The following is an 18,721-nucleotide window of genomic DNA, read 5'->3' as shown; positions in this document are numbered from 1 at the left end:
CAACCCCAGGCCCTTCGTCTGGACGAAGACCGCTGACGAGATCTTCGAACGCCTCACCGGATATCTGAACCGAATCAAAGACTCAGGACACTAGATCACCGGTGGCGCAGAGGACGGTGGGCGCGTATGTACGTTTTCACCGCCCCGTACCGATGCCCGCACCATTGCTGTGTCCGCCGGACCGCGGGTACGGGAAATCCCTGCACCGGTTGATCGGCTTGAGCAAGACTGCGTGGATGAGCTCCGGAGCCTCCCAGACGCCGCAGGTACGGGCCCTTCGCCATGTCGCGGCACTGGCCTCGGGCCCTCCGGTGGACCCGGCGTTGCGGGTGACGCTCAACTTCCACCCGGACCGTCTGCTGCGTGGCACGCCGATCCTGGACGCCCTGGCCATGGACGGCGTCTACCGCTCGCAGTTCGTCACCGGGACGAGCAACGGCGGACTGACCGCGTATCCCGGCGGTGACCGGTGGCGCTGGGAGAGCCGCATCTTCGACGGAGCGTACGACGAAGCGCCTGCTCATGAGCGGCCCGTCTACGGGGCGTTGAACTTCCGTCGTAGGGCGGTCGGCGGCGCGCCGCGGTTCGGCTCCGCCCATTTCCGGCTGACTGCCGAGACGCTGGCGCGGACCACGTTCTGCTACCCGGACAGCTTCCTCGAACCCTCGGACTTCGGTGTCGCGTCTCGGATGCGGCTCATCGAGCTCGCCCTGGCCGACTCGCAGGACGACCTCGATGACTACATCGAGGCACAGGTGCACGGGCCGGTCCGCCTGGACCGCGATGTGGAGGCACTGGCCCTGGACCCCCGCTATCAGGGCACGGCCGTCGAGGACACGGCCCTGCGCCTGCCCTGCCCGGTGGAATGGCACCCCGGGTTCGGGCTCACGGTCGAGGAGCTCCGTCTGCACCCCGGCTACCGCGGCCAGGAGTACGTCGACCTGGGCACGCAGATCGCTGTCGACGGCCGGCTCGATCCCCGCGTCCTCGGGGAAGCCGCACGTACCGGTCGCTTCGACCCTCAGGGGATCAAGAGAGTCTGGCACTATGTCGCTCGTTTCGGGGCACAGCAGTCCGCGGAGAGCGCGTTGGGCTGATGCCCTACGGTCCCGGTCTCTCAGTCGAGCGCGTGCGAGCGCTGATCGCGGCCGGGCGCATCGAAGTCCAGTCCGTTCTCGTCCAGGGCGGCGGGCGGGCCGGACGGTCAGGTGGCCTGTGGGCCGCCCGGGGTCACCAGGCCCGACTCGTAGGCCACGATCACGAGTTGGGCGCGGTCGCGGGCTGCGAGTTTGCCCATGATGCGGCTGACGTGGGTCTTGGCGGTGAGGGGGCTGAGGGCGAGGGTTTCGGCGATCTCGGTGTTGGTGAGGCCGCGGGCGACGAGGGTGAGGACCTGGCGTTCGCGGTCGGAGAGGCAGCCGGGGCCGGGGCCGCCGCGTGGTGGGGCCGCGGGGGCGGACAGGACGCGGGCGATGAGGCGGGCGGTGGGGCCCGGCGAGAGGAGGGCGTCGCCCGCGGCGACGGTTCTGATCGCGTCGAGCAGGTCGGCCGGGCGGATGTCCTTGACGAGGAAGCCGGAGGCGCCCGCGCGGAGGGCGTCCAGGATGTGGTCGTCGGTGTCGTACGTGGTGAGGACGAGGACCTTGACGCCCGCAAGGTCGTCGTCGGCGGCGATGAGGCGGGTGGCCTCGATGCCGTCGAGTTCGGGCATGCGGATGTCCATGACGACGACGTCGGCGCGGCAGGAGCTGGCCAGTTCGACGGCTTCGAGGCCCGTGCCGGCCTGGGCGACGACCTCCATGTCGCGGGCGGACTCGACGAGCATCGCGAAGGAGGCGCGGACGAGGGTCTGGTCGTCGGCGAGCAGCACACGGATCGGGCCGGTGCCGGTCATGCCAGGGCCCCCTCTCCGTCTGCGCCGAGCGGCAGCACGGCCACCACCTCGAACCCTCCTCCGTCGCGCGGGCCCGCGGACAGTGTGCCCCCGACGCTGCGGGCACGTTCGCGCATCCCAACGATCCCGTAGCCCGAACTGCCCTCGGCCGAGCGGCTGTTTCCGCCGTTGGTGACCGTGACCCGGAGTTCGCGGTCGCGGTCCGCCTCGACCAGAACGCGTATCGGGGCGTCGGTGCCCGCGTGCCGTACCGCGTTCGTCAGGGACTCCTGCACGATGCGGTACGCGGCCGCCGCCGACGCCGGCGGAATGCGTGTGCCGCCGGTCCGCATCGTGAGGTCCGCCTTCGCCGTGCGGACGAGATCGGGCAGCGCCGCCAGGCCAGGCAGCGGGCCGTCCGGGGTGCCGTCCGCGCGGAGAACCGCCAATGTGGTGCGCAGTTCGGCCCGCGCCTCCCGGCAGGTCTCCGAGATCTCGTCCAGTGCGGCGGCGACGGCCTCTCGGTCGAGGCGGTCCGGGTCGACGGTCAGGACGTGTGCGGCGACCGAGGTCCGCACCCCGATCAGGGTGATGCTGTGGGCGAGGAGGTCGTGCAGGTCCCGTGCGATCCGCAGCCGTTCCTCGGCGACGCGGCGGGCGGCCTCCTCCTCGCGTGTGTGCTCCGCGCGTTCGGCGCGGGCCACCACGGAGGCGATGTAGCGGCGGTAGATACGGACGTCGACACCGAAGACGATCACGGCGAGGATCCAGCCGGAGGTGCGCAGCGCCTCCAGGCCCTCGTGGGAGCTGACGCCGAACATGACGGTCAGGGTGGTGCCGATAACACCGGTGCCGATGAGGAATGTGTGCAGGGGCCGGGCGGTCGCGGCCACGGTGTAGAGGGCGAGCATCGCTCCCGGCACAGGTGCGGCGTGCGTGTAGTCGGCCGCGTGGTATGGCGCGACGCACAGCAGCACGGCGAACAGGACGGCGATCGGGTGGCGGCGGCGCCAGGCGAGGGCCGCATTGCTGCCGGCCAGCAGGGCCCAGCCGAGTGCGTCGGGGGTCCGTCCGTCGTGGACGACCAGCGCGAGAACGAGGGCGAGGACAGCGGTGGCCGCGGCGATGAGCGCGTCGTTGCGCCGCCGGTGCGGGACGGTCATGGCGTCGCGGCTGACGGCGGTGAGCACGCGCTCGCCCAGGCGGGGGCGCGCCCCTCCCTCGTTCTCAGGCTGTTTCACGCGTTCATCCTCCGGTACGGGGCCGGCCCCCGGTCGCGGTCCCTGCGCTGAGGCGTCCCGGCCACCACACCCGGCGGCCGAGCAGCAGGCTCGCGCTCGTCACCAGGTAGGTCCGTACGAGGAAGGTGTCCAACAGCACCCCCACCGCGACGACGATGCCCATCTCGACCATCATCACCAGCGGCAGGTTCATGAGGACCGAGAAGGTGGCCGCGAGCACGATACCCGCGGAGGCGATGACGCCGCCGGTCGTGCGCAGCGCCGTCAGCGCGGCGGCGGCCGGTTCGGCTCCGGTAAGGGCCTCCTCACGCATCCGGTGCATCAGGAAGATGCCGTAGTCGACGCCGAGTGCGACGAGGAAGACGAAGGAGAGCAGCGGCAGTCCGGGGTCGACGCCCGCGAAGCCGAAGAGCGGCTCGAAGACCAGCCCGCCGAGGCCCATGGCGGCGCCCCACACGGCGACGACGGCGACGATGAGGATCAGCGGGGCGACGAGGCTGCGCAGCAGGGCGACGAGGACGAGCAGGACCGCTGCGAGCACCAGGGGGATGACGACCATGCGGTCGCGGGCGTTGGTCTCCTCCAGGTCGAGCTGCTGGGCGCTCGCTCCGCCGACGTACGCGCCGTCGAGGCCCGCGCGCAGCGCCTTGATGGTGGCGGTCTCGCCCGCGGTCTCGGGCGCGTCCTCGGCGAAGACCGCGAGTTCGGTCCAGCCTCCCCCAGAGCCCTCCGGGCCTGGGGGGACCCCCATTCGCTGCGCTCCAGTGCGGCCGCGTTCGGCCGCTGCCACGCCGTCGGTGGCGCGGGCCTCGGCGAGGACCCGGTCGGCGGTGGCGGCCGGGGCGATGACGCTGATCGGCTGGGCGCTGCGGTCGGGGTAGGCGGCGGCCAGGGTCTGCATCGCGGAGACGGACTCGGGGCGTTCGGTGAAGCTGTCCTCGTTCTTAAGGGTGCCGGGCAGGTTGAACGCGCCGAGCGCGAGCGCGCCGAGCAGCACGGTGCCCGAGGCCAGGACCGCCACCGGGCGGCGGCCGGCGGAGCTGCCCATCGCGGCGAAGAGGCTGCGGCGCTGGACGGCCTCGCTGCCGTGGCGGGGGATCAGCGGCCAGAAGACCCGGCGGCCGAGGAGGACGAGGACGGCAGGCAGCAGCGTCAGCATGGCGGCCAGCGCGCACACCACGCCCACCGCGCCGACGGGGCCGAGGCCGCGTGCGCTGTTGAGGTCGGCGGCGAGCAGGCACAGCAGTCCCGCGGCGACGGTCCCCGACGAGGCGAGTACGGCGGGCCCGCAGCCGCGCAGGGCCGCGCGCATCGCGTCGTACGGCTGCGGGACGCGGCGCAGTTCCTCGCGGTAGCGCGCGACGAGCAGCAGGGCGTAGTCGGTGCCCGCGCCGAAGACGAGGACGGTCATGATGGCCGCGCCCTGGCTGGTGATGGTGATGTCGAGACCCTGGGCGAGGCCGTAGATCACGGCCCTGGTGGTGAGTGCGGCGACGCCGACGACGAGCAGGGGGACGAGCCACAGGAACGGGCTGCGGTAGGTGAGGATCAGCAGGATGGCGACGACGAGGACGGTCGCGATCATCAGGGTGCCGTCGATGGTCTCGAAGACGTCCTCCATGTCGGTCTGGAGGGCGCTGGGTCCGCCGACCTCGACCGTGAGTCCCGCGCTGCCGTCGCTGCTGCCGTCGCTGGAGACGGCTTCACGTACGTCCTCGACGAAGGCTGCCCGCGCCTTCTCGTCGTTTCCGGGTTCGGTCGAGGACACCGGGAACATGAGGGTGGTGCCGTCCTTCGACGGGATACCCCGGGGCTCGGCGGTGAGGTCGTGGGCCGCGGCGATCCGGGCGGCATGGCCGGCGGCCGTCGTCCGGTCGGCGTCGGTCAGTCCGCTGTCGCGGTGGTGGACGATGACGAGTTCGGTGGCCTCGCCACCCGGCAGCTCCTGCTGGACCTTGGCGACCTGGGTGGAGTCGGCGCCCGCGGGCAGGTAGTCCACGATGTTGTCGCGCTGTACGTCGCCGAGCTTGCCCGCGAAGGGCGCGGCGACGGCGAGGACCGCGATCCACAGGGCGAGCACCGCCCAGGGCAGGGCGGCGCGGCCCGGGCGCCGCGGCTTTCCCGGGCCGGGCGGGGCGGCCGGTGCGGCGTCGTACGAGGTGGTCGGGGCCCCCATCTCGGGCCTCCCTCCGGGTGGGTGTCTGGACCGATCCAGACTCCCGTCGGGGCAGGGCCGATACATCGGGCCGCAGGGCGAGTTCGGGGGTACTCCCGGGGGCGGTGGGCGGGGGTCGTTACTCCCCGGGGAGTAGGGGGAAGTCACCCCACCCCGCGCCTTCCCGGCTGTGTCGATGTTGCGGCTCCGCCGCGTGGGGGCTCCGCTCCCAGACCCCGTTTGCCGGGCGCTGCCCGCTGCACCCCCGGTCCTCACACGCACACCCGGACGGGCTGAAAATGGGGCGTCGAGCCCTACGGGCGCCCGGCGCAGCCGGCGCTGCGGCGGACGCGGCTCGGGGCGCCCCCCACCGGGGCCCGGGGGCTCCGCCCGTTACGGCGAGGGCGCGCTCGCCCCGTCACGGCGACGGCGTGCGGGCCGTCTCGAGGAGGCGGGCCGTGTCGTCCGCGCAGAGTTGGAGGGCGTTGCCGACGGTCGTCAGGACGTCGCGCTCGGCCAGGCTGTACGGCCCGTCCGCGAGGGCGATCCGGGCGCCCTGGAGCAGGATCGATTCGCGGCCGGCCGTGGCGAGATGCGGGGCGAGGGGCTCGAGGGCCTCGTGGAGTTCGATGGCGAGGGCGGCGCCGCACGGGCCCGTGTCGGTGACGAAGCGGCCGGTGTCGGCGGCGAGGGCCTCGATCATCGTGGTCAGCTGGTCCTCGGTGCAGTCGACGATCCCCGCGGCGCGGACCGTGGCGACCGCGGTCTCCCTGACCGTGCGCGACGAGGTGCCGCCGGCCGCGAGGACGGCGAGGGCAACGGTGTGGACGGCGTCGCGGAGCATCGCGGAGAAGCGGGCGGTCGTCGGGTGGTCGAGGACTTCCGTGCCGAAGTGGGCGTGGCAGGCGGCGCATTCGAGCACCGGGCCGGCGAAGCCGCGCGGGAGGACGGGGATGCCGAGGACGGTGAAGCGGCGGCGGCCGGTGCGGCGGCGGTAGTTGCGGTCTCCTCCGCATGCGGAGCAGAAGAACTCGCCGTCGCCGATGGTGGTCCAGGACGTGCGCATGCCGAAGACACGAATGAGACGAATGCCGTTGATGCTTAGTTTTCGGCCACGTTGTCCTCGGGCTGGCAGCACGTCGCACCTCCGTCATGCTCCGGCAACATTGCCGCATTGACGTGATGTTAGCCACATCGACGAGGTGGCGTCAGCACCCGGGCGTCAGATCGCCGGGACATGGCCGAACCCCGCCCCCATGGCTGGGGCGGGGTTCGGGAAGAGGTGACGGCGGGCGGTACTAGCGGGCCGCGCGGTTGACGGCCGAGACGACCGCCTTCAGCGACGCACGCGTGGTGTTCGCGTCGATGCCGATGCCCCACAGGACCTTTCCGTCGATGGCGCATTCGATGTAGGAGGCGGCCTGCGCGGAGGCACCCTCGCTCATCGTGTGCTCCTGGTAGTCCAGCAGGCGGGCGTCCACGTCGATCGCGGCCAGGGCGTCGAAGAACGCGGAGATCGGGCCGTTGCCGGAGCCGGTCAGGACGGTGTCGGCGCCGTCGACGACCGCCTCGACGGACAGGGTGTCGGTGCCGTCCTTGTCGGTGGTCGCCTGGCCGGTGCGCAGCTGGATCCGGCCCCACGGGTTGTCCGGGTTGGGCAGGTACTCGTCCTGGAAGACCGACCAGATCTCCTTCGGCGTGACCTCGCCGCCCTCGGCGTCGGTCTTGGCCTGAATGATGCGGGAGAACTCGATCTGCATGCGGCGCGGCAGGTCCAGCTTGTGGTCGTTCTTCAGGACGTACGCGATACCGCCCTTGCCGGACTGCGAGTTGACGCGGATGACGGCCTCGTAGGAGCGGCCGACGTCCTTCGGGTCGATCGGCAGGTACGGGACCGCCCACTCGATGTCGTCCACGGTCCTGCCCTGGGCGGCCGCGTCGGCCTCCATGGCGTCGAAGCCCTTCTTGATGGCGTCCTGGTGGGAGCCGGAGAAGGCGGTGTAGACGAGGTCGCCCGCGTAGGGGTGGCGCGGGTGGATCTCCATCTGGTTGCAGTACTCGCTCGTGCGACGGATCTCGTCGATCTGCGAGAAGTCGATCTGCGGGTCGACGCCCTGCGAGAACAGGTTCATGCCCAGGGTGACCAGGTCGACGTTGCCGGTCCGCTCGCCCTGCCCGAACAGGCAGCCCTCGATGCGGTCCGCGCCGGCCATGATGGCCAGCTCGGCGGCGGCGACCGCCGTGCCGCGGTCGTTGTGCGGGTGGACGGACAGGCACACGTACTCGCGGCGGGTCAGGTTCCGCGACATCCACTCGAAGCGGTCCGCGTGCGTGGAGGGCGTCGAACGCTCCACGGTGGCGGGCAGGTTCAGGATGATCTCGCGGCCGGGGCCGGGCTGCCACACGTCGCAGACGGCCTCGCAGACCTCCAGGGCGAAGTCCAGCTCGGTGTCGGTGAAGATCTCCGGGCTGTACTGGTAGCCGAAGACCGTCTCGTCGCCCAGCAGCTTCTCCGCGTACTCCATCACCAGGCGGGTGCCGTCGACGGCGATCTGCTTGATGTCGTCCTTGGAGCCGCGGAAGACGACCCGGCGGAAGACGGGGGCTGTCGCGTTGTAGAGGTGGACGGTGGCGCGCTTCGCGCCGACCAGGGACTCCACGGTGCGCTCGATCAGGTCCTCGCGGGCCTGGGTCAGGACGGAGATGGTCACGTCATCGGGGACTGCGCCCTCTTCGATGATCGACCGTACGAAGGCGAAGTCCGTCTCTCCGGAGGCCGGGAAGCCGACCTCGATCTCCTTGTAGCCCATGCGGACCAGCAGGTCGAACATCTCGCGCTTGCGGGCCGGTGACATGGGGTCGATCAGGGCCTGGTTGCCGTCGCGCAGGTCCGTGGACAGCCAGCGCGGCGCCTTGGTGATCCGCTGCTCGGGCCAGGTGCGGTCCGGGATCCGCACGGCCTCGTACTGGCCGTACTTGTGGGCCGGCATGCCGGAGGGCTTCTGGGTGTGCGTCGTGTTGGTGATCGGGGTGGGACGGCCGATCCACTGCGACTGGGACATTGCGTAGGGCTCCTCGGGGTCCTGCACGGGGGACGGCCGACTGTCGAAGCAGCACCAGACTCCGCGGGGAGGGGGTCGGCCTACGACTACAGGCCCTCGCCGCGGCAGCTAAGGAGAAGCAGCCCGAAACGCATGATGCGGACGAGCCTAGCTGAGCTTGGGCGTGAGCACCGGTCCTGTTTCAGTATGCGGGACGACCGATCAATAACGGGAAAGTAACGGCCAAATGTGACCTATCACCCTATTTCACTAATCATGGTCGCAGCTAGTGACACTGCCATGACCCAGTGCCACATTGCCAGACATGGATTCCCACACGCCACCGGTCCCGTCCCCCGTCTTCTGCGGCATCGTGCCCCCGCACCTCCTGGACAGGCTCGCCCGCTCCGCCGATCCGGCGATCTCCGCGGCCGCCCGCCGCACCCTGGTCGCGGACGCCGCACAGCGCACCAGCCGCCGTCTGACCACCGTCATCGGCGCCCCCGCCCCGGCCGAGGCCGCCGTGGACGGACCACAGCGGACCCTGTACGACGCCGAGCACGGAACGACGCTCCCCGGTACGAAGGTGCGCTCCGAGGGCGAGGAGCCGGGCCAGGACGCGACCGTCAACCGCGCGTACGCCGGCCTCGGCGCGACCTTCGAGCTGCTGCTCTCCTCGTACGGGCGGAACTCGATCGACGGCGAGGGCCTGCCGCTGATCGCGACCGTCCACTACGACGAGAACTACGGGAACGCCTTCTGGAACGGCGAGCAGATGGTGTTCGGCGACGGTGACGGCGAGATCTTCCTCGACTTCACCGTTCCGGTGGACGTCATCGCGCACGAGCTGGCCCACGGCCTCACGCAGTACACGGCGAACCTGACGTACTTCGGCCAGCCGGGCGCGCTCAACGAGTCCGTCTCGGACGTCTTCGGCTCGCTGGTCAAGCAGTACACCCTCGACCAGACTGCCGACCAGGCCGACTGGCTGATCGGCGCCGGGCTGCTCGCCCCGCGGGTGACGGGCGTGGCGCTGCGGTCGATGAAGGAGCCGGGCTCGGCGTACGACGACGACGTGCTCGGCAAGGACCCGCAGCCCGCGACGATGGACGACTACGTCCGTACGGGGCGGGACAACGGAGGCGTGCACATCAACTCCGGCATCCCCAACCACGCCTTCTACCAGCTGGCCACCCAGCTCGGCGGCAAGGCGTGGGAGCGGGCGGGGCAGATCTGGTACGACGTGATGGTCTCGGGGGCCCTGGAGGTCGACGCGTCCTTCACCGACTTCGCCAGGGCCACGGTCGCGGCGGCGGCCGCGCGGTACGGGGAGGGCGAGGAGCACGAGGCGGTACTCAAGGCCTGGTCGCAGGTCGGCGTACCGGCCAACTGACGCACCGGCGGAGGCGGATCCCCACGAGACGCGCTAGACAGGACCCATGCGTATTCAAGTGCGACGCACGGGCGGTTTCGCCGGGATCGAGCGGGTCGCCGAGGTGGACACCTCGGGGCGGCCCGACGCCGACGAGTGGCATGCCCTGGCCGAGGAAGCCGTACGCGACGGCCGGGGCACGCCACCGGTGGGGGTCCCCGACGGATTCCAGTACCAGCTCACCGTGGACGGGAAGACGGTCTACTGCGCGGATCCGAGGCTCACGGAGCCGCAGAGCAAGCTGATCTCACGGGTGCTGAAGGAAGGCGCCTGAGCCCGTTCCGCCGGTTCGCGTACCCGGCCTGGAACGGGTCCGACCTGATGCTCGACCACCGCCGTCCGGTGCGGCCCGGTCCCCGAGCGGACGGCCGGCGACCTCAGAAGCCCAGCTTGCGCAGCTGCTTCGGGTCCCGCTGCCAGTCCTTCGCCACCTTCACATGCAGGTCCAGGAAGACCGGCGTGCCCAGGAGCGCCTCGATGTGCTTGCGGGACTTGATGCCGACCTCCTTGAGGCGGCTGCCCTTCGGGCCGATGATGATGCCCTTCTGGCTGGGGCGCTCGATGTAGACGTTCGCGTGGATGTCCAGGAGCGGCTTGTCGGCGGGGCGGTCCTCGCGCGGCAGCATCTCCTCGACGACCACCGCGATCGAGTGCGGCAGTTCGTCCCGTACGCCCTCGAGCGCGGCCTCGCGGATCAGCTCCGCGACCATGACCTGCTCGGGCTCGTCGGTGAGGTCGCCTTCCGGGTAGAGCGGAGGGCTCTCCGGCATGAGCGGGACCAGCAGGTCGCCCAGCAGTGCGACCTGCTTGTCGCCGACGGCCGAGACGGGGACGATCTCCGCCCACTCGATGCCGAGCTCCTGGCCGAGCCGGTCGATGGCGATCAGCTGCTCCGCGAGCGTCTTGGAGTCGACCAGGTCGGTCTTGGTGACGATGGCGACCTTGGGGGTCTTCTTGATCCCGGCCAGTTCCTTGGCGATGAAACGATCCCCCGGGCCGACCTTCTCGTTGGCCGGCAGACAGAAGCCGATCACGTCGACCTCGGCCCAGGTGGTCCGTACGACATCGTTGAGCCGCTCGCCGAGCAGCGTGCGCGGCTTGTGCAGGCCGGGCGTGTCCACGAGCACGAGCTGCGCGTTCAGGTCGGGGCGGTGCACGATGCCGCGGACGGTGTGCCGGGTGGTCTGCGGCTTCTTGGAGGTGATCGCCACCTTCTGGCCGACCAGAGCGTTCGTGAGGGTGGACTTGCCCGCGTTGGGGCGGCCGACGAAACAGGCGAAGCCGGCGCGGTGCGGGGCCTCGGATCCAGGGGTGTGAACGCTCATGCGGGCCATTCTCCCCGATCCGCGGGGCCCTCACGTACCGCGCGCCCCTGCCGGGCCCGCGTACTCACGTGCCTGACCCCTCCCGGGCCCCGCGCGCTCACGTGTCGCGCGCCCTCCGGAGGCGTGTCCGCAGCCACAGCCCCGCGCCCGATGCCGCCGCCAGCAGCACGGCCGCGACCAGCCAGGGCAGGGCGAAGAAAGACACCGCCGCGGACTCGCGGACGTCCCGCGCGCTCGCGGTCAGCGTGACCTCGCCCCAGTCGAGCTGCGGCGCTCCCGCCCAGGTCTCGGTCAGCCGGATCTTCTGGCGCGGCAGCAGTTCGCTGGGGATCTTCGTCAGGTCGCGGGCCAGGAGTGTACGGCCGAAGAGGCCCTCGGCGCGGAGGGCGACCCTGGGGTTGAGGGTGACGTTGCCGCGATTGTGGAGCGTGTACGAGATGACCGCGCTGCTGTCGCCGGCGCCCGGGACCAGCGGCCGGTGCGGGGTGTACCGGACGTCCTCGACCGACAGCGCGGCCATCGTCGGGCCGTTCACCCGCAGATGGATCCGGGCGCCGACGGCCCGCTGGATGCCGACCGCGACCGCGTCCCCGGACCCCGCGGCGACGCGCTCGTCGAGGGCGACGACGGCACCGGGATGGTCACCGGGCTCGGCGGTCTCGGGCACGGTCAGGGCGTACGGGACGGTGACCGCGGAGCGCGCGGGGACGGTGACCCGGTCGCGTTCGGGTTTCGCCCAGGCGCCGACGCCGCGCTGGGGCTCGCTCCGGGTGCGTACGGCGAAGCCGCCGTCGCGCTCGGTGTTGTACGCGTCGGCGGCGTACAGCCGGAAGGTCAGCGGGGCCGCGGTCTTGTTGGTCACCGTGACCCGGTCGGTGAGCGTGGTGCCGGGAGCGGCGGCGAGGTAGAAGTACGGGCGGTGGTCGGGCCCGGAGGCGGCCGGTTCGACGGACCACTCGCCGTTGTCGGCGGCGTGGGCGCCCGGGGCGCCGTACAGGAGGGCGGTCAGGGCCAGGAGGAGTGCGGACAGCTTTCGCACGGGTGCGGAACCCCCGGGGTCGGGGCGGGCCGACCGGGTGCGCGCCCGGCCCGCCTGGTGGTCACGTGAGCGTCAGGGTGAGCACGGCGGAGTACGCGCCGGGGGCCGTGAACGCCGGGACGTCCAGCGACACCGTCGCGCCCGCGGTGAACTCGCCACCGGTGAACGCTCCATTGGGGGTGGACGCCAGGGTCGCGCCGGCGCTGCCGACGACGCCCGCGGAGCCAGCCGCGCAGGTGCTGGGGCTGCCCGCCTTGGTGGTGCAGGACGGGGTCCAGGAGAGCTTGCCCGCGTCGATCTTTCCGCCGGGTCCGGTGAAGTCGGTGACCCTGCCGGTCAGGGACCAGCCCGCGGGGCCGCCGCGGAAGTCCTTGACCGTCACCGCGTTCAGGTCTCCGGTGGCGGCGCCGCCCTGGCCGAAGTCGACGGACGTCAGCTGGACGGAGTCCCCGGCCTGGGTCATCGACAGGGTGCCCGCCTTGACCGAGGAGTTGAGCTGCTGGCCGAGCGGGGGCACGTCACCGACAAGGGAGTACGCGGCCGGGCCGGCGCCCTTCGCCGGATCCCAGCTGTCGCCCTCGAACGCGACGATGCCGACGGTCGCCGGATCGTTGATCTTCGGAAGGAAGGTGAAGGTGCCCGTGGCGGTCGCCTTGGAGGTGATCTTGTCGGCGGTCGGCGCGGTGCCATTCCAGCCGGCCACGGTGACATCGGCGTTCGGGGTGAACTCGGCGCCGGTGACGGTCACCCGCTCGCCGGGCTTCCCGGAGGCCGCGCTGAGCGTGATGGTGCGCTCGTTGACCGGGCCGCCGTCGTCCGTCGCGATGATCGTCCGGGAGACGGGGGCAGGCGGATTCGTCACCGTGCAGGGGGTGTCCAGCTCCATGATGTAGCTGGTGTGGATGTTGTAGTCGCCCGGCGAGAGGGTGATCGAGCCGGGTGCGGTGACCGTGAAGGTCCCGGTCATGGAGAACGGCGGGAACTCGCCCTTGCCCGGCACCGGCGGGTTCTTCTTGGGGCCGGTGACGGTGACGCTGCCGCTCTGGGCGCCGCCGAGGGCGACCTTGCCGCTGGGCGTCATGATGTCGGCGGGGAGCGCGAGGTCGACGGGGTTGCTGGCGGCGGGTTTCTTCACCGTGTAGGTGACGGTGACCGTGTCGCCGACCTTGGGTGCCGCGTTGTCGACGGTGATCTCGGCGGTCGTGGTGCCGTCGATCGGCGGGATGCCGGCGATGGGTGGCGGCACACAGTGCGTGGGGAAGTCCACCGCCACGGACGCCGTCGCCCGGGCGACGGCCGGCGCTGCCGACACCCCCGCCCCGGTGACCGCGAGCGCGGTCACCCCCAGAGCTGCCGCCCAGCGGCGTCTTCGGCCGGCAGATCTTCGGTTCGGTGGACCTGAGATGGCCATGGTCGCCCCTCCTGAGGGTGTGGGTGCAGCGGCTCCTGCGGTATTCCTGCACCTACGGGGGGCCATTGACGACCGGCGGGCGGAAGAAGTCAATGGAATCGAAATGTCCTGACTGATGGACCATCAGATACTGTCAACTTCGCCGCATCTGCGGGACGATCGGTACTCACCGGATGACAAAAGGCCGGTGGTGCGCTGCCGCCGATTGGTGCGGCGGCAGCGGCCGTTGTGCGTCCGGCCGGATCGGCCGGCGTCCGGGAGGATCGGTCGACGTCCAGCCGGATCAGTCGGCGTACGGGAGGGCGCGGACCGTCCGTGAGCGGGGTGCGCGCGCCGCACGGAGGCTGGACGGCCGAGGACGGTGCGGGACTGCGGCTCGCGCCCCGCACCCGGCCGACCGGCGCATCTGACGGTCCGTCGGATGAACTTCTGTTCATTGATACGCAGCGGAGCAGCGATTGCAAGGGAAAGTCCCCTGATTCTTCAGGGACTTGAGAGCAGTTGGCCACTGTCCGCTCAGTAAGCGGAAGCGGTCATGCGCGTCCCGGCCGACGGGCCCGGCCGACGGGCCCGGCCGGAACCGCGAACGTCACGGGGTCCCGGGCTCAGCTGCCGGCCGGGACCGTGAGCCGTACCGTTCCGTCCGGGCCCGCCAGCAGTACGGGGGTCTCGGGGCCGCCCAGGTCGCGCACCGCCGCGCGGTCCTCGTCCGCCGCGGTCTCGGCCTCGGTCACCACGGCCGCGGCCTCCAGGGACTTCGCACCGCTCGCCACCGCCATCGCGACCGCGGTCTGCAGCGCGCTGAGCTTCAGCGACTCCAGCACCACGGTCCCCGCGACGTACGTGCGCCCGGTCTCGTCCCGTACGGCCGCGCCCTCCGGCACGCCGTTGCGGGCGCGTGCGCTGCGGGCCAGCGTGATGATCTTGCGGTCCTCGGGGCCAAGCTCGGTGCTCTCAGTCATGCGCCGAGCATAAGCCGGGAATCCCGGTCAGCTCTGGGCGCCCTTGACGAACTTGTCGCCCGTCCGCTTGGCCAGGTCGGCGAAGTCCTTGTGGCCCGCGGCGTCGGCCGGGACGTAGGCCACCCGGGTCGCACCCGTGCCCTGCTGGGCGACGAAAACGTCGGACTCGAACTTCATGCTGACCGACGGGATCTCGATGTTCATCCGGAGGGCGGAGGACGACTCTCCGATCTGCGGATCCGTGAGCTTCTCGACCTTGATCTCGAGCTTCTCACCTTCCTGTTCGATGGTGAACGAGGTGCAGGTCTCCGCGGCGCTACCGATGGACTTCACCCAGTCCGCGGCACCAGCACCGGAGTAGGTGAGGACCTGCTGGCTGAGCAGCGTGCTGTCGCTCTCGAGCGAGAAGTCCGCGTTCGTGCCCATCGTGGCGCCGGGGACCTCGTCCGCCATGAGGTCGGCGATCGGCTGGCACTCGGGCTTGTCCGCCTTCGGGGCGTCCGTCGCGGGCGCCGTCGGCTTGTCGGTCTTCCACCCGGACGGCAGGTCCTTGACCTCCACGGTCGCGGCCTTCATCTGCGCGGCGGTCAGCGGCACGGCGCTCGCGGCGTCGTCCTTCTTCGTCGTGTCCTGCGCCGCCTTGTCCTGTCCGGCGGGCTTCTTCGCGGACGAGTCGTCCGACGAGCCGCCGCACGCCGTCGTGAGGAAGAGTGCCGAGACGGCAAGAGCGGCGGTGGCGCCGTGGCGCATGTAGGAACGCATGGGTCGTTCTCCCCTGGATCGTGGTGCTGTGCGTCCCGAGGAGGCCCCCCCTCCTCGATGATCGAGGCCGAGGATATACACCCCCGTCGGCGGGTACGCGGGCAGGTGTGCCCCCGCGACCTGCGATGCCCACGGTCCCGGCCGGGGACCTAAGGACGGTCCAGGCGGAGCCGCTCCGCCTTGGGGTGGCCCGCGACCACGAGGTCGTAGGAGTCCTCGATGAGTTCGCGGACCATACGGGCCGGGAGCTCGCCCACCGTCACCGTGTTCCAGTGGCGCTTGTTGAGGTGGTAGCCGGGGACGATCGCCGGATACTCGGCACGCAACCGGACCGCCTCGTCCGGGTCGCACTTGAGCCCCACCGTCAGCGGGGTGGCGTCCAGGTCGGTGATGGCGAACATCTTCCCGGCGACCTTGAAGACCGAGTGCTCGGGGCCGAAGGGGAAGTCCTCCACCGCCGCGTTCTGCTCCAGGCAGACGGCCTTCAGCTGCTGAGGGGTCATCCGGCTGCTCACGCGGGCTCCACCAGCACCGTGACGATCTTGTTCCGGCGGCCGGCCGGCGACTCGGCGGTCAGCCGCAGGGAGCGGCCGTCCGGCAGCTCCACCACCGCGCTCGCGCCCGCGATCGGGACGCGCCCGAGGGACTTGGCGAGGAGGCCGCCGACGGTCTCGACGTCCTCGTCGTCGAACTCGTCGAGGCCGAACAGCTCACCGAGGTCCCCGACGTCGAGCCGCGCGGTGACCCGGTAGCGCGCGTCGCCCAGCTCCTGCACGGGCGGCAGCTCCCGGTCGTACTCATCGGTGATCTCGCCGACGATCTCCTCGAGGATGTCCTCGATCGTCACGATCCCGGCCGTGCCGCCGTACTCGTCGATGACGACCGCGACATGGTTGCGCTCCTGCTGCATCTCGCGCAGCAGGTCCCCCGCGTTCTTGGTGTCCGGCACGAACGCCGCGGGCCGCATCGCCGTGGAGACCAGCTCGGCCTCCGCGTCCCGGTTGATGTGCGTCTTGCGGACGAGGTCCTTCAGATACACGATCCCGACGATGTCGTCCTCGTTCTCCCCGGTCACCGGGATCCGGGAGAAGCCGGAGCGCAGGGCGAGGGTGAGCGCCTGGCGGATGGTCTTGTAGCGCTCGATGCAGACCAGGTCCGTACGCGGCACCATGACCTCCCGCACGAGCGTGTCGCCGAGCTCGAAGACGGAATGCACCATACGGCGCTCCTCGTCCTCGATCAGCGACTCCTGCTCGGCGAGGTCGACCATCGCGCGCAGCTCGGCCTCGCTCGCGAACGGGCCCTTGCGGAAGCCCTTGCCGGGCGTCAGCGCGTTGCCGATGAGGATCAGCAGCTGCGGGACCGGGCCCATGACACGGGCCAGCGGGAGCAGGACGTAGGCCGCGGCCGTCGCCGTGTTCAGCGGGTGCTGGCGGCCGATGGTGCGCGGCGAGACCCCGACGGCGACGAAGGAGACGAGGACCATCACGCCGATGGCGACGGCCAGCGCCTCCCAGGTCTCGGAGAACTCCTGCAGACAGGCGTAGGTGACGAGGACCCCCGCCGCCATCTCGCAGGCGACCCGGACGAGCAGGGCCACATTGAGATAGCGGGTGGGATCGGACGCGACCTGGACGAGTCGATCGGCGCCGCGCCGCCCGGAACGCAGGGCCTCGGCGGCGCGGAAGCTGGAGACGCGGGCGATGCCCGCCTCGGCGCACGCCGCCAGCCAGGCGACGACGACGAGCAGGACCGCCCCGATGACCAGCTGGGCGCTCATGAAACGGTCGGCGCCGGGGACGGCCCGGTCAGGCCCTTCTCCGAGCGCCAGCCGTCGACGATCGCCGCCTGCAGCCCGAACATCTCCGCCCGCTCGTTCGGCTCCTCGTGGTCGTAGCCGAGGAGGTGCAGCACTCCGTGGACGGTGAGGAGCTGGAGCTCCTCGTCCATGGAGTGCTGGGTCGGCGCCTCCTCGCCCTGCTGACGGGCGACCTCGGGACAGAGCACGATGTCACCGAGGAGCCCCTGCGGGGGCTCCTCGTCGTCCTTGACCGGCGGGCGCAGCTCGTCCATCGGGAAGGACATGACGTCGGTCGGGCCTGGCAGGTCCATCCACTGGATGTGGAGCTGCTCCATGGCTTCGGCGTCCACGACGATCACCGAGAGCTCGGAGAGCGGGTGGATACGCATCCGCGCGAGCGCGTAGCGGGCGATGTCGAGGATCGCCTGCTCGTCGACCTCGGTTCCTGACTCGTTGTTGACGTCGATCGACATGGTGCTGACCGGTTCACTTCCCGTTGGTGCCGTTACGGCTGTCGTACTGCTCGTACGCGTCGACGATACGGCCGACGAGCTTGTGCCGGACGACATCCTGCGACGTCAGCATGGAGAAGTGCACATCCGGGACGCCGTCCAGGATCTCCCTGACCTGGCGCAGACCGCTCTTGGTGCTGCCGGGCAGGTCGACCTGGGTGATGTCACCGGTGACGACGATCTTCGAGTCGAAGCCGAGACGCGTCAGGAACATCTTCATCTGTTCCGGATTCGTGTTCTGCGCCTCGTCGAGGATGATGAACGCGTCGTTGAGCGTGCGGCCTCGCATGTACGCCAGCGGCGCGACCTCGATCGTGCCCGCGGCCATCAGGCGCGGGATGGAGTCGGGGTCGATCATGTCGTGCAGCGCGTCGTAGAGCGGCCGCAGATACGGGTCGATCTTCTCGTAGAGCGTGCCGGGCAGGAAGCCGAGCCGCTCGCCCGCCTCGACGGCCGGCCGGGTCAGGATGATCCGGTTGACCTGCTTGGACTGGAGCGCCTGGACCGCCTTGGCCATCGCCAGATAGGTCTTGCCCGTACCGGCGGGGCCGATGCCGAAGACGACCGTGTGCTTGTCGATCGCGTCGACGTAGCGCTTCTGGTTGAGGGTCTTCGGCCGGATGGTGCGGCCGCGGCTGGAGAGGATGTTCTGCGTGAGGACTTCGGCCGGGGTCTCGTCCGGTCCGTTGCCGTTCTCGCTCGCCCTGAGCATGGCGATCGAGCGTTCCACCGCGTCCTCCGTCATCGGCTGTCCGGTGCGGAGCACCAGCATCATCTCGTCGAAGAGGCGCTGGATCAGTGCGACTTCCGCCGCATCACCGACCGCGCTGACCTCGTTGCCCCGGACATGGATGTCGGCCGCCGGGAAGGCCTTCTCGATCACGCGCAGCAGGGAGTCACCCGAACCGAGAACGGTCACCATCGGATGCTTGGCGGGCACGGTGAACTGGGCTCGCGCCTGCCCCGGCGCTGGGGTCTGGGCTGTAGGTGTCTGAGTCATGGGCCGGCTCTGTGGCCTGCACATACCTCCCGTTGCAGGGTTCTCGCTGCTCGACAACCTCTGGGTACCAAGCGTACGACCCCGCGCTGACAGTCCCGAAACCTTTTTTCCAACCGTCCGCGCCCGCCCGCCCGCGAGCGGGGGGAACGGGGCTCCCCAGGGCCGGC

The 18,721-nt window shown here is 70.9% G+C and carries 17 protein-coding genes; 3 read left to right on the top strand and 14 right to left on the bottom strand.

Annotation, left to right across the window (positions count from 1 at the left end):
• Positions 1–236 precede the first annotated feature (236 nt).
• Positions 237–1,097 carry a DUF3626 domain-containing protein gene (locus tag ACFV9O_RS13075; RefSeq protein ID WP_385416281.1) on the top strand — a complete coding sequence of 287 codons (861 nt, stop codon included), beginning with the start codon at positions 237–239 and terminating at the stop codon, positions 1,095–1,097.
• Between the two features lie 107 nt (positions 1,098–1,204).
• Here the strand turns inward: ACFV9O_RS13075 and ACFV9O_RS13070 are convergent, their stop codons facing one another.
• The 5 genes from ACFV9O_RS13070 to leuA all read right to left on the bottom strand — a co-directional run bounded on the left by ACFV9O_RS13070 (position 1,205) and on the right by leuA (position 8,331).
• Positions 1,205–1,894, bottom strand: coding sequence for a response regulator (locus ACFV9O_RS13070; protein ID WP_385416277.1), 690 nt, complete (start codon positions 1,892–1,894; stop codon positions 1,205–1,207).
• Positions 1,891–3,114 carry a sensor histidine kinase gene (locus tag ACFV9O_RS13065; RefSeq protein ID WP_385416275.1) on the bottom strand — a complete coding sequence of 408 codons (1,224 nt, stop codon included), beginning with the start codon at positions 3,112–3,114 and terminating at the stop codon, positions 1,891–1,893. Before ACFV9O_RS13065 ends, ACFV9O_RS13070 begins: the two co-directional genes overlap by 4 nt.
• A 4-nt stretch (positions 3,115–3,118) precedes the next feature.
• Positions 3,119–5,290 (bottom strand): MMPL family transporter, encoded by a 2,172-nt coding sequence (locus ACFV9O_RS13060; protein ID WP_385416272.1) that lies wholly within the window; start codon positions 5,288–5,290, stop codon positions 3,119–3,121.
• A gap of 397 nt (positions 5,291–5,687) precedes the next feature.
• Positions 5,688–6,407 (bottom strand): TerB family tellurite resistance protein, encoded by a 720-nt coding sequence (locus tag ACFV9O_RS13055; RefSeq protein ID WP_385416270.1) that lies wholly within the window; start codon positions 6,405–6,407, stop codon positions 5,688–5,690.
• A gap of 160 nt (positions 6,408–6,567) precedes the next feature.
• A complete protein-coding gene (gene leuA / locus ACFV9O_RS13050; RefSeq protein WP_385416267.1) occupies positions 6,568–8,331 on the bottom strand; it encodes a 2-isopropylmalate synthase in 1,764 nt (587 codons plus the stop codon).
• 304 nt (positions 8,332–8,635) lie between these two features.
• Here leuA and ACFV9O_RS13045 point away from each other — a divergent pair, with 304 nt between their 5' ends.
• Together ACFV9O_RS13045 and ACFV9O_RS13040 are read left to right on the top strand one after the other, a co-directional pair.
• Positions 8,636–9,703 carry a M4 family metallopeptidase gene (locus ACFV9O_RS13045; protein WP_385416265.1) on the top strand — a complete coding sequence of 356 codons (1,068 nt, stop codon included), beginning with the start codon at positions 8,636–8,638 and terminating at the stop codon, positions 9,701–9,703.
• Between the two features lie 46 nt (positions 9,704–9,749).
• Positions 9,750–10,016 carry a protealysin inhibitor emfourin gene (locus ACFV9O_RS13040; RefSeq protein ID WP_385416263.1) on the top strand — a complete coding sequence of 89 codons (267 nt, stop codon included), beginning with the start codon at positions 9,750–9,752 and terminating at the stop codon, positions 10,014–10,016.
• A 103-nt stretch (positions 10,017–10,119) separates the two neighbouring features.
• Here the strand turns inward: ACFV9O_RS13040 and era are convergent, their stop codons facing one another.
• From era to ACFV9O_RS12995, 9 genes are all read right to left on the bottom strand, one after another.
• A complete protein-coding gene (gene era, locus ACFV9O_RS13035; protein ID WP_385416260.1) occupies positions 10,120–11,067 on the bottom strand; it encodes a GTPase Era in 948 nt (315 codons plus the stop codon).
• 97 nt (positions 11,068–11,164) lie between these two features.
• Complete coding sequence (locus tag ACFV9O_RS13030; protein ID WP_385416258.1) at positions 11,165–12,106, bottom strand: WxL protein peptidoglycan domain-containing protein; 942 nt, start codon at positions 12,104–12,106, stop codon at positions 11,165–11,167.
• Positions 12,107–12,167: 61 nt separating this feature from the next.
• Positions 12,168–13,517 (bottom strand): beta-xylosidase, encoded by a 1,350-nt coding sequence (locus ACFV9O_RS13025; protein WP_385416255.1) that lies wholly within the window; start codon positions 13,515–13,517, stop codon positions 12,168–12,170.
• 605 nt (positions 13,518–14,122) lie between these two features.
• Entirely contained in the window at positions 14,123–14,479 is a 357-nt protein-coding gene (locus tag ACFV9O_RS13020; RefSeq protein WP_385416253.1) for a cytidine deaminase, read from the bottom strand.
• A 27-nt stretch (positions 14,480–14,506) separates the two neighbouring features.
• The gene (locus ACFV9O_RS13015) at positions 14,507–15,241 is read right to left on the bottom strand and encodes a hypothetical protein (RefSeq protein ID WP_385416251.1); all 735 of its coding nucleotides are present in this window, start codon (positions 15,239–15,241) and stop codon (positions 14,507–14,509) included.
• 149 nt (positions 15,242–15,390) lie between these two features.
• Entirely contained in the window at positions 15,391–15,744 is a 354-nt protein-coding gene (locus tag ACFV9O_RS13010; protein WP_385416315.1) for an MmcQ/YjbR family DNA-binding protein, read from the bottom strand.
• Positions 15,745–15,752: 8 nt separating this feature from the next.
• Entirely contained in the window at positions 15,753–17,021 is a 1,269-nt protein-coding gene (locus tag ACFV9O_RS13005) for a hemolysin family protein (protein WP_385416249.1), read from the bottom strand.
• Positions 17,018–17,515, bottom strand: coding sequence for an rRNA maturation RNase YbeY (gene ybeY / locus ACFV9O_RS13000; protein ID WP_385416246.1), 498 nt, complete (start codon positions 17,513–17,515; stop codon positions 17,018–17,020). Before ybeY ends, ACFV9O_RS13005 begins: the two co-directional genes overlap by 4 nt.
• Positions 17,516–17,528: 13 nt before the next feature.
• On the bottom strand, positions 17,529–18,554 hold the full coding sequence (locus tag ACFV9O_RS12995; RefSeq protein WP_385416243.1) for a PhoH family protein: 1,026 nt from the start codon (positions 18,552–18,554) through the stop codon (positions 17,529–17,531).
• Positions 18,555–18,721 lie beyond the last annotated feature (167 nt).

Origin of the sequence: Streptomyces sp. NPDC059909, assembly GCF_042730885.1 — a bacterium.
GTDB lineage: Bacteria > Actinomycetota > Actinomycetes > Streptomycetales > Streptomycetaceae > Streptomyces.
Note: the sequence above shows the minus strand (reverse complement) of the source record. Positions and strands in the feature narration are given on the sequence as shown.